11 protein-coding genes are annotated in these 15,469 nt (G+C 67.9%); 6 read left to right on the top strand and 5 right to left on the bottom strand.

The window, feature by feature from the left end; translation table 11 throughout:
- Positions 1-18 precede the first annotated feature (18 nt).
- Entirely contained in the window at positions 19-228 is a 210-nt protein-coding gene (locus tag IAI53_RS06200) for a DUF3330 domain-containing protein (protein WP_187717251.1), read from the top strand.
- A complete protein-coding gene (locus IAI53_RS06195; RefSeq protein WP_225433147.1) occupies positions 225-1,172 on the top strand; it encodes an acetamidase/formamidase family protein in 948 nt (315 codons plus the stop codon). Before IAI53_RS06200 ends, IAI53_RS06195 begins: the two co-directional genes overlap by 4 nt.
- A 284-nt stretch (positions 1,173-1,456) precedes the next feature.
- Here the strand turns inward: IAI53_RS06195 and IAI53_RS06190 are convergent, their stop codons facing one another.
- A complete protein-coding gene (locus tag IAI53_RS06190) occupies positions 1,457-2,194 on the bottom strand; it encodes an S-methyl-5'-thioinosine phosphorylase (protein WP_187717250.1) in 738 nt (245 codons plus the stop codon).
- Between the two features lie 162 nt (positions 2,195-2,356).
- On the opposite strand from IAI53_RS06190, the gene typA reads away from it, so the two are divergent.
- Positions 2,357-4,174 (top strand): translational GTPase TypA, encoded by a 1,818-nt coding sequence (gene typA / locus IAI53_RS06185; RefSeq protein ID WP_187717249.1) that lies wholly within the window; start codon positions 2,357-2,359, stop codon positions 4,172-4,174.
- Between the two features lie 131 nt (positions 4,175-4,305).
- On the opposite strand, the gene galU is transcribed toward typA, so the two are convergent.
- From galU to smc, 4 genes are all read right to left on the bottom strand, one after another.
- Entirely contained in the window at positions 4,306-5,178 is an 873-nt protein-coding gene (gene galU / locus IAI53_RS06180) for a UTP--glucose-1-phosphate uridylyltransferase GalU (protein WP_187717248.1), read from the bottom strand.
- Positions 5,175-7,256 (bottom strand): NAD-dependent DNA ligase LigA, encoded by a 2,082-nt coding sequence (gene ligA / locus IAI53_RS06175; protein ID WP_187717247.1) that lies wholly within the window; start codon positions 7,254-7,256, stop codon positions 5,175-5,177. Before ligA ends, galU begins: the two co-directional genes overlap by 4 nt.
- The gene (locus tag IAI53_RS06170; protein WP_187717246.1) at positions 7,253-8,374 is read right to left on the bottom strand and encodes a cell division protein ZipA; all 1,122 of its coding nucleotides are present in this window, start codon (positions 8,372-8,374) and stop codon (positions 7,253-7,255) included. Before IAI53_RS06170 ends, ligA begins: the two co-directional genes overlap by 4 nt.
- Before the next feature lie 69 nt (positions 8,375-8,443).
- A complete protein-coding gene (gene smc / locus IAI53_RS06165; protein WP_187717245.1) occupies positions 8,444-11,974 on the bottom strand; it encodes a chromosome segregation protein SMC in 3,531 nt (1,176 codons plus the stop codon).
- Between the two features lie 193 nt (positions 11,975-12,167).
- On the opposite strand from smc, the gene dapC reads away from it, so the two are divergent.
- The 3 genes from dapC to IAI53_RS06150 all read left to right on the top strand — a co-directional run bounded on the left by dapC (position 12,168) and on the right by IAI53_RS06150 (position 15,467).
- Positions 12,168-13,364: a succinyldiaminopimelate transaminase gene (gene dapC, locus IAI53_RS06160; RefSeq protein ID WP_187717244.1), complete on the top strand. Its 1,197-nt coding sequence runs from the start codon at positions 12,168-12,170 to the stop codon at positions 13,362-13,364.
- 17 nt (positions 13,365-13,381) lie between these two features.
- Positions 13,382-14,203, top strand: coding sequence for a 2,3,4,5-tetrahydropyridine-2,6-dicarboxylate N-succinyltransferase (gene dapD / locus IAI53_RS06155; protein WP_187717243.1), 822 nt, complete (start codon positions 13,382-13,384; stop codon positions 14,201-14,203).
- A 79-nt stretch (positions 14,204-14,282) separates the two neighbouring features.
- A complete protein-coding gene (locus IAI53_RS06150; protein WP_187717242.1) occupies positions 14,283-15,467 on the top strand; it encodes a PilT/PilU family type 4a pilus ATPase in 1,185 nt (394 codons plus the stop codon).
- The last annotated feature ends 2 nt before the right edge of the window (positions 15,468-15,469 follow it).

Genomic DNA, 15,469 nt, shown 5'->3' with positions numbered 1-15,469 from the left:
GAATGGAGGACCGCCGCCATGCCTGATGTACATCCCGACAGGATTTCGGCCGACCCCGAAGTCAACTGCGCCGAGTGCATGAAGAAGATGCCGCTCTCGGCGGCCTACGACCCGGATGACATGGACTACGAGGAAAACTTCTGCGCCCGCGAGTGCTACGAAGCGTGGACTCGCAAGATGGCCAGGGAGCGCGCCGGTGGTGCCGGCGGGGAGGAGGTGAAGGAATGAGCTGCGCCGGCGGCATCCCCGGAATGCGCAGCGTGCACGCCAGACACCATCATTATGGTTGGGACAACAGCCTTGAGCCCGTTCTGCGGGTCGCCCCGGGCGAGATGGTCGAGCTGGCCGCGCTAGACGCTTCGGGTGGGCGGATCACCGCCGATTCCACACACGCGGACATCCTCACCCTCGATGCGGAACATGCCAATCCCGTTACCGGTCCGGTGTGGGTCGAGGGGGCGGCGCCGGGTGACGCACTGGTGGTCGATGTGCTTGAATTCGCGCTCAGCGGCTGGGGCTGGACCGCGATCATCCCCGGCTTCGGCCTGCTTGCCGAGGACTTCACCGCACCCTACCTGCACCTCTCGGTCTACGACGACCGGCGGGTCGAGTTCACCCCTGAGATGCACCTGCCCACGCGCCCCTTCGCCGGCACCATCGGCGTCGCTCCGGCCGAGCCGGGTCGACACAGCGCGATTCCGCCGCGCACCGTAGGCGGCAATCTCGACTGTCGCGACATCGTCGCCGGCAGCCGCCTGTGGTTGCCGGTGGCGGTGCCCGGTGCGCTGTTCTCGCTCGGTGACACCCACGCCGCGCAGGGCGACGGCGAAGTCTGCGGCACCGCAATCGAAACCCCGCTGACGGTGCGACTGCGCATCGGCCTGGAGAAGGGGGCCAATCTGCGCGCACCGCGCCTGGAACTGCCGGCTGCGGCCGCCGCTGCAGCGCCGCCCTCGGACCAGGCGGTCACCTTCGGCATCGGCCCCGAACTGCACGCCGCAGCGCGCGACGCGGTGCGCGCGATGGTCGATCTGCTTGACAGGGACTACAGGCTCGCGCCAGAACTGGCTTACTGCGTCTGTAGTGTGGGCGCCCATCTGCGGATCAGCGAAGTGGTCAATGCGCCCAATTGGGTCGTATCTGCTTATCTGCCGCGAGCAGTGTTCCGTTAGTCAACCGGTGCTCGGCTCGCCGATGCAGGAGCGAAAGGCAGGTATGTGCTGAGTGTCGATGGCACCGGTGGCGCTCTTGCGCAGAGGTGAGTCGCAGTCATATTGACGATGTGTGTCGTGCCGAGGAGATGGCCGCCGACGGTTACAGCACAAGGCGTTCGTCAGTTCATTGCTACAAGTTTACATAATACAAATTATGCCGTTTACAGCATCAGGACCAAGCCAGTCCGCCGTGGCGGGCTGGCCGATCCTTCTTCGATCCGGAATTGACTACGATGAGGCCTTCAAGCCTTGCTGACGTGCTCCAGCACGCGGCGGACGCGGATCATCGCCTCCTGCAACACCAACTCGATGCTGTCGAACTGGATGCCGTGCTCGCTCGCCGAACGGCCCGCGGCGTAGTTGGCCACGACATTGAGGGCCGCATACGGCAAGTCGAGCTCGCGTGCGAGCGCGGCCTCGGGCATGCCGGTCATGCCGACCAGGTCGGCGCCGTCGCGCTCCAGGCGGTTGATCTCAGCCGCGGTTTCCAGTCGCGGGCCCTGCGTGGCGGCATAGACGCCGCCATCGAAGACGTGCTCGCCTGCCGCAGCCGCAGCGGCCAGCACGCGCTGGCGCAGCTTCGCGTCGTAGGGTTCGGTGAAGTCGATGTGGTGCACCGGCTTGTCCGCGTCTTCGAAGTACGTGGACTTGCGGCCCCAGGTGTAGTCGATGATCTGGTCGGGAACGACCAGGGTGCCGGGTGCGAAATCCGCACGAATGCCGCCTACCGAGGCTACCGACACGATCGCGCTGACCTTGGCCTGCTTGAGCGCCCACAGGTTGGCGCAGTAGTTAACCTGATGCGGCGGAATCGTGTGCCCGTAGCCGTGGCGCGCCAGGAAGACCACCGGTGCGCCGTTGAGCACGCCAAAAGTCAGCGCACCGGACGGTTCGCCGTACGGCGTGCGGACCACCTCGCGGCGGCTGATTTCCAGGGTGGACAACTGCGTGAGTCCGCTACCGCCGATAATTGCCAGCATTTTCCTAGGTTCTCCGTTGCAAAGCCGCGCCGATTCTAGCATGTGGCGGCGAGGCCCTCCGGCGGGCGGCAGGTGGCCGCGCCCCGCTCCACAGGTTTATATGCTGCGCTGCCGCAGCGCATGTTAGAATCCGCGCCTTTTCAAAGACTTCCCGGCCTCCCCATGTCCCGCGCCATCCGCAATATCGCCATCATCGCCCACGTCGACCACGGCAAGACCACCCTGGTTGACCAACTTCTCCGCCAGTCCGGCACCTTCCGCGAAAACCAGCAGGTTGCCGAGCGCATCATGGACTCGGGCGATATCGAGAAGGAACGCGGCATCACCATCCTGTCGAAGAACTGCGCGATCCAGTACGGCGACACCCACATCAACATCGTGGACACCCCGGGACACGCCGACTTCGGCGGCGAGGTCGAGCGCGTGCTGTCCATGGTCGACAGCGTGCTGCTGCTGGTCGACGCCCAGGAAGGCCCGATGCCGCAGACCCGCTTCGTCACCCGCAAGGCGCTGGCCCTAGGCCTGAAGCCCATCGTGGTGGTGAACAAGATCGACCGTCCGGGCGCGCGTCCGGACTGGGTGATCAACCACACCTTCGACCTGTTCGACAAGCTCGGCGCCACCGACGAGCAGCTCGACTTCCCGGTGATCTACGCCTCCGGCCTGAACGGCTTTGCGATGGAAAACCTGGAAGACGAGCGCAAGGACATGCGTCCGCTGTTCGAAGCCATCCTCAAGCACGTGCCGGCGCCCGAAGTGGATGCCGACGGCCCGCTGCAGATGCAGGTCTGCTCGCTCGACTACTCCACCTACATGGGCCAGATGGGCATCGGCCGCATCAAGCGCGGCCGCGTCAAGCCCAACCAGGAAGTGGTGGTGATGTACGGCGACGAGAACCGCGGCAAGGGCAAGGTCAGCCAGGTGCTGACCTTCAAGGGCCTGGAGCGCTCCCCCGCCGAGTTCGCGGAAGCGGGCGACATCGTGCTGATCGCCGGCATCCAGCAGGTCAACATCGGCGTGACCCTGTGCGACCCCGAGTGCCTCGAAGGCATGACGCCGATCGCCGTGGATGAACCCACGCTGACCATGAACTTCATGGTGAACACCTCCCCGCTGGCCGGCCGCGAAGGCAAGTTCGTCACCAGCCGCCAGATCCGCGAGCGCCTGGAGAAGGAACTGCTGAAGAACGTCGCCCTGCGGGTGAACTTCACCAGCGATTCCGACACCTTCGAAGTCTCCGGCCGTGGCGAACTGCACCTCACCATCCTGCTGGAAAACATGCGCCGCGAAGGCTACGAGCTGGCCGTGGGCCGCCCGCGCGTGGTGTTCAAGGAAATCGACGGCGTGAAGTGCGAGCCGTACGAAATGCTTACCGTCGACGTCGAGGAAGATCACCAGGGCGGCGTGATGGAAGAGCTCGGCCGCCGCCGCGGCGAACTGCAGGACATGCAGCCGGACGGCAAGGGCCGCGTGCGCCTGGAATACCGCATCCCGGCCCGTGGCCTGATCGGCTTCCAGGGCGAGTTCCTGACCATGACCCGCGGCACCGGCTTGGCTTCGCACGTGTTCGACGACTACGGCCCGATGGCCGGCGCGATGTCCGAGCGCCGCAACGGCGTGCTGATCTCGCAGAACGACGGCGAAGCGGTGGCCTACGCGCTGTGGAACCTGCAGGACCGCGGCCGCATGTTCGTGAGCCCGGGCGAAGCCCTGTACGAAGGCATGATCATCGGCATCCACACCCGCGACAACGACCTGGTGGTGAACCCGATCAAGGGCAAGCAGCTCACCAACGTGCGCGCTTCGGGTACGGACGAGGCGGTGCGCCTCACCCCGCCGATCCAGCTCACCCTGGAGTCCGCCATCGAGTTCATCGCCGACGATGAGCTGGTGGAGATCACCCCGAAGAACATCCGCCTGCGCAAGCGTCACCTGAAGGAAAACGACCGCAAGCGCGCGGCGAAGGCCGACGCGGCCTGATCGCCGCCCTGCCCTCGCAGGCAAGAGAAACGGCGCCCCGAGGGGCGCCGTTCTTGTTTTGTATCGCGGGCAAGCCCGCTCCTACGGTCGACGGGTAGGAGCGGGCTTGCCCGCGATCGGGGCGTTAGAGCTCAGCCCCGGCTGGCCAGCCAGGCGCTGAACTCGTCGGCCACTTCCGGGTGGCGCAGGGCGAGCTCCACCGTGGCCTTCAGGTAGCCCAGCTTGGAGCCGCAGTCGAAGCGCACGCCGTCGTACTGGTAGGACAACACCGCCTCTTCCTTGAGCAGCGAGGCAATGGCGTCGGTCAGTTGCAGTTCGCCGCCCGCCCCCGGCTTGAGTGCGCGGATGTGGTCGAAGATGCGCGGGGTGAGGATGTAGCGGCCGACCACCGCCTGGGTGGTGGGCGCTTCCTCGGGCTTGGGCTTCTCGACGATGCCGGTCATGCGCTGTACCTTGCCGGCCTCGCCTTCGGTGCTGACGATGCCGTAGCTGCGGGTTTCCTCGCGCGGCACGTTCATGGTGCCCAGCACCGAGCAGCGGTGATAGTTGTACACGTCCACCATCTGCTTCATCACCGGCGTGGCGCCCGGGTTGTCCAGCAGGTCGTCGGCGAGCATCACCGCGAAGGCCTCGTCACCGATCACCGGCGCGGCGCACAGCACCGCGTGGCCCAGGCCGAGCGCTTCGGACTGGCGGATGTAAATGCAGTTCACGCCCTTGGGCACCGTCTTGCGCACCAGCTCCAGCAGCTCCTTCTTGCCGCGCGCCTCAAGCTCGGTTTCCAGCTCGTAGGCCTTGTCGAAGTGGTCCTCGATCGAGCGCTTGGTGCGGCCGGTGATGAAGATCAGGTCGGTGACGCCGGCGGCTACCGCCTCCTCCACCGCGTACTGGATCAGCGGCTTGTCCACGATGGGCAGCATCTCCTTGGGGCTCGCCTTGGTGGCGGGCAGGAAGCGGGTGCCCATGCCGGCGACCGGAAAGACCGCCTTGGTGACTTTCATCATGCTTGTTCTTCTCCTGTGTTCGTTGCGGGGGAAGCCCCCTTCTCCAGCAGCCTGCGCAGACCGTCCTCGTCGACGATGTCCACGCCGAGCGCCTGGGCCTTGTCCAGTTTGGAACCGGCCTCGGCGCCAGCCACCACCCAATCCGTTTTCTTCGATACCGAGCCCGCCACCTTGCCCCCGGCCGCTTCGATCAGCGCCTTCGCTTCATCACGACTCAGGTTCGGCAGCGTGCCGGTGAGCACGAAGGTCTGGCCGGCGAGATGCCCGGCCGGCGCTGCGGCCGGCTCGGATTCCTCCCACTGCACACCCGCGGCGCGCAATTGCTCGATGACTTCGCGGTTTTGCGGCTCGGCGAAGAACTCCACGATGCACTGCGCCACCACCGGGCCCACGTCCGGCACCTGCTGCAGGGCCTCGGCGTCCGCCGCGATCAGCGCGTCGAGCTTGCCGAAGTGGCGCGCCAGGTCGCGCGCGGTGGCTTCGCCCACGTTGCGGATGCCGAGCGCGAAGATGAAGCGCGCCAGCGTGGTATGCCGGCTTTTCTCGATGGCCGCCAGCAGCTTCTGTGCCGACTTCTCGCCCATGCGCTCGAGGTTTGCGAGCGCCAGCACGCCGAGCCGGTAGAGGTCCACCGGGCTCTTGACGATGGCGGCATCGACCAGCTGGTCGACCAGTTTGTCGCCGAGACCTTCGATGTCCATCGCCCGGCGGCCGGCGAAATGCAGCAGGGCCTGCTTGCGTTGCGCCGGGCAGAACAGCCCTCCGGTACAGCGTGCCACCGCCTCGTCCTCGCCGCGTACCACATGCGAGCCGCACACCGGACAGGTGGGGTGAGCGTCCAGCAAGCGGTAGCGCGGCAGTTCACCCTCGCGGCGCTCGGGCACCGGGCCGACCACCTCGGGGATCACGTCCCCTGCCCTGCGCACGATCACCCAGTCGCCGATGCGCACGTCCTTGCGGTCGATCTCGTCCTGGTTGTGCAGGGTGGCGTTGGTGACCGTGACGCCGCCGACGAACACCGGCTCCAGGCGCGCCACCGGAGTGAGCGCGCCGGTGCGGCCGACCTGCACGTCGATGGCCAGCAGGCGGGTGATCTCTTCCTGCGCCGGGTATTTGTGCGCCACCGCCCAGCGCGGCTCGCGGGTGACGAAGCCCAGTTCGCGCTGCAGGGCGACCCGGTTGACCTTGTACACCACGCCGTCGATGTCGTAGGGCAAGTCGTTGCGCAAGGCGGCGATGTGCGCGTGGAAGGCGATCAGGCCCTCGGGGCCGGCCGACACGCAGCGATGCTCGCATACCGGTACGCCGAAGGTGGCGAGGCGCTCCAGCAGGCCGGCCTGGGTGTCGGGCAGGTCGAAACCGGCATGCTCGCCGATGCCGTAGGCGAAAAAGGACAGCGGGCGGCGGGCGGCGATGCGCGGGTCGAGCTGGCGCACCGCACCGGCTGCGGCGTTGCGCGGGTTGACGAAGACCTTCTCGCCAGCTTCGCGCTGGCGGGCGTTGAGCGCCTCGAACTCGTCACGGCGCATGTAGATCTCGCCACGCACCTCCAGCACCGCGGGCGCAGTGCCGTCGAGCTGCAGCGGAATCTGGCGGATGGTGCGCACGTTGTGGGTGACGTCCTCGCCGGTCTCGCCGTCACCGCGGGTCGCGGCGCGCACCAGCCGGCCGTGCTCGTAGCGCAGGCTGATCGCCAGGCCGTCGAATTTCAGCTCGCCGAGGTATTCGACCGGCGGGTCGGCCAGATCCAGGCCGAGCGCGTTGCGCACGCGTGCATCGAAGTTGCGCACGCCCTGCTCGGTGGTGTCGGTCTCGGTGCGGATGGACAGCATCGGCACCGCGTGGCGCACCGGCACCAGTTCCGGCAAAGGGGCGCCGCCCACGCGGCGGGTGGGCGAGTCGGCGCTGGCGAGCTCCGGGTGCTCGGCTTCCAGGGCCTGCAGTTCGCGGAACAGGCGGTCGTACTCGGCGTCCGGAACGCTCGGTGCGTCGAGGACGTAATATGCGTGGTCGTGGCGGCGGATCTCCGCCCTGAGCCAGGCGATGCGCCCGGCCGGGTCCTGCGCGGTGTGGGTCATGCGGCGAACAGGCGGCGGGCGAGCGGGCTGCCGGCGGGAATCGCGCTGCCGGCCATGCGTTCATGGAACTGGGCGATCTGCGAGCGGATCATGGCCGCGGCCTCGGCGCCGAGCGGGTGGCGGTTGTCGTCCACCACGCTGCCGTGCAGGGCTTCGGCGAGCTGGTTGGCCAGCTGCATCATGCGGTCGAAGGCCTGCACACCGTTGGCCACGCGCGGCACGTCGATCACCAGGGTGATGCCGTTGGTCTGCATGCTGCGCAGGTTCTCGGCGGTGAACAGCGAGGGTTCCAGGTTGCCGAGCATGTACAGGGTGTTGCCGTCGTCGTCGCGGGCGTGGAAGCTGCCGTCGTCGCTCAGCACCATGCCCTGCGCTTCGGCCAGGCCGCGCAGCTTGGTGCCGGCGAAGGGCTGGCCGCCGCTGATCACGTTGATGCCGATCTGCACGTCCACCTCGGCGCAGAAGCGGTCCAGCTCAGTGGCCGCGGACAGGGTGTCGGCGCGCGCCGGCAGGCCGGCGGGCACCGCGAGGAACTGCTCGGCGACCTGCTGCACGCCTTCGGAGAAGCGGGCGAACTCGGCCTCGCCGATCGGGCCGCGGCGGTCGACCATCTGCATGGCGACGCAGAACCAGTGGTAGGCGCCGGCGCTGTGCGCAGTGAGCGGTCGCCAGACGTTGTCGCCGTCATCGAACGCGAACCACTGCAGCGGTTTGCTCAGGCCTTCCAGTTGCTCGCGCTGGGCCGTCCACAGGCGCGGGACTTCCAGCGGTTCGATGGATTCGATGCGCACGATGCAGTCGGCGCGCGGGTCGAGCGTTTCGGGCGCATCCGGCGTGCCGCGCCGCTGGGTGGATTCGCTGACCGGGCGGCGCTCCTGCGGCGGGGCCTCGGTTGCGGGGACCTCGGTGTCGGGCGCGGGGTCGTCGAAGCTCGGCTCCAGGCGCTCGGCGGGCTCGCCGCCTTCCCGCGGTTCGAGCAGCACGTCGCGGTGCTCGGACTTGAAGGCCTGTTCCGCGTGTCGGCGGTGCTTGCGTTCCTGCCACTTGTTGTAGGCGACGATCAGCACCACCAGGGCGGCGCCGGCGCCAATCAGTCCGATCTGCAGTTCGCTATCCATGTTCCTTCCTGTGTTGGAGGCCGTCCGGGCGGGTCCTCCTTCTACATCATTCGTGACCGCGTTCTTGTTTCAGGCTGTGACCGATTCGGCCAGGCGCAGCGCTTCTTCGATGTCCACCTCGACCACCCGCGAGGCGCCCTGCTCCTGCATGGTCACGCCCACCAGTTGCTGGGCGATCTCCATGGTGATCTTGCTGTGGGTGATGAAGATGAACTGCGTCTGCGATGACATGCGTTTTACCATGCGCCCGTAGCGTTCGGTGTTGGTATCGTCCAATGGGGCGTCCACCTCGTCAAGCATGCAGAAGGGCGCGGGGTTGAGCTGGAACATCGAGAACACCAGCGCGATCGCGGTGAGCGCCTTCTCGCCGCCCGAGAGCAGGTGGATGGAGCTGTTCTTCTTGCCCGGCGGCTGGGCGACGATCTGGATGCCGGCGTCGAGGATCTCCTCGCCGGTCAGCTCCAGCCTCGCCTGGCCTCCGCCGAAAAGCTGCGGGAACAGCGTGCCGAAGTGGCCATTGACCGTGTTGTAGGTTTCTTGCAGCTGTTCGCGGGTTTCGCGGTCGATGCGGCGGATGGCGTCTTCCAGGGTGTCGATGGCCTGGTTGAGGTCCTCGGCCTGGGCGTCGAGGTAGCCCTTGCGCTCTTCCGCGCTCTTCAGTTCGTCCAGCGCGGCCAGGTTGACCGCGCCCAGCTCGGCGATCTCGCGCGCGAGGCGGCCGACTTCGCGCTGCAGCGCGGTTTCGCGCAGGTCCGCGGTGAGCAGCGGGGTAAGCGCCGCTTCGTCCGCGCCGGCTTCGGTGAGGCGTTCGTCGAACTGCGCGGTGGCCAGTTCCGCGGCCTGCACCGCCAGGCGCAGCTCAGCGACCTTGTCGCGCACCGGGGCGGTTTCCTGCTCGGTGCGCAGGCGCATCTCCTCGAGCTGCTTGAGTTGCGCGGCGGCGCCTTCCAGCGCGTCGCGCCGGGCGGTGAGCGCCGCTTCGCGGCTCGCGCGCAGGGCCAGCGCTTCCTGCAGCGCGTCGTGGCTGCGGCTTGCGTCGGTGGCGTCCAGTTCCTGGCGGCGGGAGTCGAGTTCGGCGCGGATGCGTTCGAGCTGTTCGCCGGCCAGCTGCAGGTTGCGGGCGATGTCTTCCAGCTTGCCGGCACACTCGCGCTCCGAGAAGCGCGCTTCCTGCAGTTCGCGCGCGGTGGCCTGTTCCAGTGCGCGGGTGTTGCGCAGCGCCTGGTCGCGCTCGTCCAGTACTTCCATGGCCGCATCCAGGCGCTCGTGCTGCAGCTCGGCCAGCTCCGCCGCGCGGGCGTATTCAAGGTCGGCGCGGGCGAGGTGTTCGCGTTCGGTGTCTTCCTGGCGTGCCAGGTCGGCCAGGTCACGGTCGATCTGCTGGCGGCGCTCCAGCGCGCGGCTGCGCGCCTGGCTGAGCTTGAGCAGCTCGACCTGCTCGCCGTGCAGCTGGTTCTGCATGGCCTGGGTGTCGCGCCGCAGGGCACCGATGCGCTCCTGCAGTTCATGGGCGCGCGCCTCGGCGGCGAGCAGTGCGTCGTGTGCGGCGCGGCTTTCCTCGTCCAGGGACTGCTGCTGTTCGGCCAGGGCATCGATCTCGCGCTGGCGCTCCATGACTCCGTGGGTGCGGTTGTCCGGGGTGTAGTGCGCGAGGCTGTGGCGGGTGAGCAGCTGGCCGCTGCGCGACACCAGGGTCACGCCCTCGGCGAGTTCGGTGTGGCGCGACAGCCAGTCGTGCAGGCTATCGACCGTGTGCACGCCCTGCAGCCAGGTGTGTACGGCCTGGCCCAGGGCGGCGTCCAGCACCTCCACCCGGGCGGCAAGCGGCGTGCTGCCGGTCGGCGCGACGGCCGGCGCGGGCGACATCCCTCCACTGCTGCCGAGGAGCAGCGCCAGCGATCCCGGCGGCGGCTGGTCCAGCAGGGCGCGCGCAGCGCGGTCGTCGGCGGCCAGCAGCGCGGCCAGGCGTTCGCGCAGCACCGCTTCGACCGCCAGTTCCCAGCCTTCGGCCACGCGCAGCCCGCGCCATAGCGGGGTGAGCTCGGCCAGGCCGTGGCGGCGCAGCCAGTCGCCCAGCTCGCCCTGCGACTGCACGCGCGCCTGCAACTGCACCAGCGCGTCGCGGCGGGCGCGCAGTTCGGTGAGCCGGCGTTGGGTCTGGCGTTCGTGCTCCAGCGCCGCCTTGAGCGCGGCCTGGGCATCGGGCTGGGCGGCCTGCACGTCCTGCAGTTCCTGCTGACGGGCGTCGAGCGCCTCCTGCAGCGCCTCGACCCGGGCTTCGCGCTCCATCAGCGCGGTCTCGTCCGGGCCCTGGATCGCGGCGCCCTCGCCTTCCAGGCGGGTGCGGCGCTGGGTGAGGGCTTCCAGGGCGCGGCTGGCGCTGGCGCGGTTGGCCTCCTGAACCCGCAGCTGCTGTTCGGTCTGCGACAGTTCGCGGCGGGCGGCGGACACCGTGGTGTCAGCGGCCTGGCGGGCGGCTTCCGCGTCCGGCAGGCGGTCGGCGACTTCCGCGTGACGCGCTTCGGCCTGCTCGGCGCGCATCGAGGCGTTTTCCTGCAGCTCGGCCCAGCGCTCGCGTTCGACCGCAAGCGTCTCGCGCCGCGCCTGCCAGTGCGTGTCGTCGGCGTCGAGCTGGGCGATGCGTGCCTCCAGGCGCTGGCGTGCATCGCCCAGGTGCTTGAGTTCCGCTTCCAGGCGGGTGACCTCGGCGGAGGCGGCGAACAGCTCGTTCTGTGCTTCGTGCACGGTCTCCGAGGCGGCGAAGTGGGCCTCGCGTGCGTTCTCGACCGCCGCTTCAAGCTCCTGCAGGCGGGCGCTGTCGGCCTCGATGCGGCGGGTGGCCTCGTTGAGCGTTTCGCGCAGGCGACCTTGCTCGGCACGCGCCTCGTTGCGCTTGAGCAGCCACAGCAACTGCTGGCGCTGTACATGCGCGCCGCTCAGCGCACGGTAGCGTTCGGCGATCTCGGCCTGCACGCGCAGGCGCTCGATGCGCTCGCCCAGCTCCATGCGGATGTCTTCGAGGCGGGTCAGGTTGTCGCGCGCATCGGAGAGCCGGCCTTCGGTCTCCTTGCGGCGCTCGCGGTACTTGGTGACCCCGGCGGCCTCTTCCAGGAAACCGCGCACCTCCTCGGGGCGGGCCTCGATGATGCGCGAGATCATGCCCTGCTCGATGATCGCGTAGGCGCGCGGCCCCAGGCCGGTGCCGAGGAAAAGGTCGATCACGTCCTTGCGGCGCACATGGACGTTGTTGAGGTAATAGGTCGATTCGCCGCTGCGGTCGAGCACGCGCTTGACCGAGATTTCCGCGTAGCGCGACCACTGGCCGGCGGCCTTGCCCTCGCTGTTGTCGAACACCAGTTCCACGCTGGCGCGCGACACCGCCTTGCGGGTGGTGGAGCCGTTGAAGATGACGTCCTGCATCGACTCGCCACGCAGGGCGGAGGCGCGGGTTTCGCCCAGCACCCAGCGCACCGCGTCGATGATGTTGGACTTGCCGCAGCCGTTGGGGCCGACCACGCCGACCAGATTGCCGGGGGTGAGCACGGTGGTGGGGTCGACGAAGGTCTTGAAACCGGAGAGTTTGAGCTTGGAAAGACGCACGTCGGGTCGGTGTCGGGTTCAGGTACGGCGGGCGATTCGCGAGTGGCGCCGGCTTCGGCGCGAAGCGCGCCATGATACCATTTCCGCCCTTTCGGCCCTGCGTAGGAGCGGCCTTGGCCGCGATTCCCGCAGGCCCGAACGCTCTTGTCGCGGGCAAGCCCGCTCCTACCCCGTTTCCAAAGCAAGCACCGCCGTGAATCCGAACCTCTCCCGTCTCCAGCCCTATCCCTTCGAGAAGCTGCGCGCCCTGTTCCAGGGCATCGAGGCACCGGCCGGCCTGAAGCCGATCCGGCTGTCGATCGGCGAGCCGCAGCACACCACGCCCGCCTTCATCCTGCAGGCACTGGCCGACAACCTGGGCGGCATGGCCACCTACCCCACCACGCAGGGCTCGGACGCGCTGCGCGAGGCGATCGCCGGCTGGCTGATGCGCCGCTACGGCCTGCCGGCGGTGGATGCCGGCACCCAGGTGCTGCCGGTCAACGGCTCGCGCGAGGCACTCTTCGCCTTCGCCCAGTGCGTGCTCGACGGCAGCAGGCCGGGTGCCAAGGTGCTGTCGCCCAACCCCTTCTACCAGATCTACGAAGGCGCGGCGCTGCTGGCCGGGGCGGAAGCCGTGTTCCTCAACAACACGGCCGGCGGCGAGCGTTTCGGACCGAACTTCGACTCGGTGCCGGAATCCGTCTGGCGCGATGTGCAGCTGGTGTTCGTCTGCTCGCCCGGCAACCCCACCGGCCGGGTGCTGTCGCTGGACGAATGGCGCGACCTGTTCGAGCGTTCCGACCGCTACGGCTTCGTGATCGCGGCCGACGAGTGCTATTCCGAGATCTACTTCGACGAGGACGCCCCGCCGCTGGGGGCGCTACAGGCCGCGCAGCAACTGGGGCGCAGCGACTTCCGCAACATCGTCATGTTCTCCAGCCTGTCCAAGCGCTCCAACGTGCCGGGCATGCGTTCCGGCTTCGTGGCCGGCGATGCGGCGGTGCTGAAGAACTTCCTGCGTTACCGCACCTACCACGGCTGCGCCATGAGCCCGGCGGTGCAGGCCGCCTCGGTCGCAGCCTGGAACGACGAGGCGCACGTGCTGGAGAACCGGCGGCTCTACCGCGAGAAGTTCGACCGCATCACGCCGCTGCTCGCCCCCTGGCTGGAGGTCGAACGCCCGGACGCCGGCTTCTACCTGTGGGCCCGTACCCCCATCGCGGACACCGAGTTCGCCCGCCGGCTGCAGGCTGAATATAATGTGACGGTCCTGCCCGGCAGCTTCCTCGCGCGCGAGGCCGCCGGCATCAATCCCGGCGAGCGCTACGTGCGCATCGCGCTGGTGGCCGAACCCGGCGAATGCCTGGAAGCCGCCGAGCGCATCGTCGCCTTCTGTCAAAAACTCTGAACAACGGATATTCCCCCATGCAAGCACTGCAAAAGATCATCGACGACGCCTTCGAGAACCGTGCCAGCCTGTTGCCCGCTGCCGCCCCCGCCGAGGTGCGCGACGCGGTCGCCCAGGTGATCGCCGGCCTGGATGCCGGCACCCTGCGGGTGGCGGAGAAGAAGGACGGCCAGTGGGTGGTCAACCAGTGGATCAAGAAGGCGGTGCTGATCTCCTTCCGTCTGCGCGACAACGAAGTGATGCCGGCCGGCAGCCTGAACTTCTTCGACAAGGTGCCGACCAAGTTCGGCGACTACACCCCGGAGCAGTTCCAGCAGGGCGGCTTCCGCGTGGTGCCGCCGGCGGTGGCACGCAAGGGCAGCTATATCGCGAAGAACGTGGTGCTGATGCCCTCCTACGTGAACATCGGCGCCTACGTGGATGAAGGCACCATGGTCGACACCTGGGCCACCGTGGGTTCCTGCGCGCAGATCGGCAAGAACGTTCACCTCTCCGGTGGCGTGGGTATCGGCGGTGTGCTGGAGCCGGTGCAGGCCGGCCCGGTGATCATCGAGGACAACGTCTTCGTCGGCGCGCGCTCCGAAGTTGTCGAAGGCGTGATCATCGAGGAGAACGCGGTGCTGTCGATGGGTGTGTACATCGGCCAGAGCACCAAGATCTACGACCGCGAGACCGGCGAGGTGCATTACGGCCGCGTGCCGGCCGGTTCGGTGGTGGTGCCGGGCAGCCTGCCCTCGGCCGACGGCAAGTACAGCCTGTACTGCGCGGTGATCGTCAAGAAGGTCGACGCCCAGACCCGCGCCAAAACCGCCATCAACGACCTGCTGCGCGGCGCCTGACCCGCCCGCGGGCGGCACGGTTCGCCCTGCCGCCCGGCGCCCTCCTCTCCCGCCCCACGCCACCCCGGAGCGCACCGCGATGATGTTCGACAAGCTGTTCCAGCTGATGGCCGACAAGGCCGCATCCGACCTCTTCGTCTCGGCCGGCGCGCCGATCCACATCAAGATCCAGGGGCACACCATGCCGATCAACCAGCAGGTCATGGAGCCATCCATGATCAAGCGGATGATCTACGAGATGATGAGCGCGGAGCAGATCGAACGCTTCGAGCACGACAAGGAGCTGAACCTCTCCTTCGGGCGGCGGGACCTGGGCAATTTCCGCGTCAACGTCTTCTGGCAGCGCAACAGCATCGGCATCGTGGTGCGCTACATCCAGGGCGACATCCCCACCCTGGACGAGCTCCGGCTGCCGAACTCGCTGGCCGAGGTGGTCATGGAGAAGCGCGGCCTGATCCTGGTGGTGGGTGCGACCGGTTCGGGCAAGTCGACCACGCTGGCGTCGATGATCGACCACCGCAACCGCAACAAGTCGGGCCACATCCTCACGGTCGAGGATCCGATCGAGTACCTGTTCAAGCACCGCAAGTCGGTGGTGAACCAGCGCGAGGTGGGGATCGACACCCACAGCTGGCACGAGGCGCTGCGCAACGCCATGCGCCAGGCGCCGGACTGCATCCTGATCGGCGAGATCCGCGACCGCGAAACCATGCAAGCCGCACTCGCCTACTCGCAGACCGGCCACCTGTGCCTGGCCACGCTGCACGCCAACAACGCCTACCACGCGCTGAACCGCATCGTTAACTTCTTCCCGCTGGAAAACCGCCCGCTGCTCTACCTCGACCTGGCGGTGGCGCTCAAGTGCATCATCTCCCAGCGCCTGGTGCGCAAGCCCGACGGCAAGCGCATTCCGGCGGTGGAGATGCTGATGAACACCCGCCACGTCGCGGAACTGATCGAGCGCGGCGAGCTGAACGAGGTGAAGGAGGCGATGGAGCAGAGCCTGGCGCCGGGTTCGCAGACCTTCGAGCAGGATCTGTTCAATCTCTTCCACAGCAAGACCATCACGCTGGACGAGGCACTGGCCAATGCGGACTCGCCCACCAACCTGCACTGGCTGATCAACAACGCCCAGATCACCGACACCACCAAGGAGCCGAAGGGCGGCAACGACACGCCCATCATCGACTTCGAACGCACCCAGCCGGACGGCACCTCCTTCCGTGAGTTCACCCTGCACGTGGACGAGGAACACGAGCACTGATC

Origin of the sequence: Thauera sedimentorum (assembly GCF_014489115.1) — a bacterium.
Taxonomy (GTDB): Bacteria; Pseudomonadota; Gammaproteobacteria; order Burkholderiales; family Rhodocyclaceae; genus Pseudothauera; species Pseudothauera sedimentorum.
The sequence above is the reverse complement of the archived record's forward strand: the minus strand, read 5'-3'. Positions and strand labels throughout refer to the sequence as shown.

Coding starts and splice junctions, on each gene's coding strand:
- ligA (WP_187717247.1), bottom strand. CDS start 7,256: ATGACCCACACCGCGCAGGACCCGGCCGGGCGCATCGCCTGGCTCAGG.
- IAI53_RS06150 (WP_187717242.1), top strand. CDS start 14,283: ATGATGTTCGACAAGCTGTTCCAGCTGATGGCCGACAAGGCCGCATCC.
- IAI53_RS06195 (WP_225433147.1), top strand. CDS start 225: ATGAGCTGCGCCGGCGGCATCCCCGGAATGCGCAGCGTGCACGCCAGA.
- IAI53_RS06200 (WP_187717251.1), top strand. CDS start 19: ATGCCTGATGTACATCCCGACAGGATTTCGGCCGACCCCGAAGTCAAC.
- galU (WP_187717248.1), bottom strand. CDS start 5,178: ATGATGAAAGTCACCAAGGCGGTCTTTCCGGTCGCCGGCATGGGCACC.
- dapD (WP_187717243.1), top strand. CDS start 13,382: ATGCAAGCACTGCAAAAGATCATCGACGACGCCTTCGAGAACCGTGCC.
- IAI53_RS06170 (WP_187717246.1), bottom strand. CDS start 8,374: ATGGATAGCGAACTGCAGATCGGACTGATTGGCGCCGGCGCCGCCCTG.
- IAI53_RS06190 (WP_187717250.1), bottom strand. CDS start 2,194: ATGCTGGCAATTATCGGCGGTAGCGGACTCACGCAGTTGTCCACCCTG.
- typA (WP_187717249.1), top strand. CDS start 2,357: ATGTCCCGCGCCATCCGCAATATCGCCATCATCGCCCACGTCGACCAC.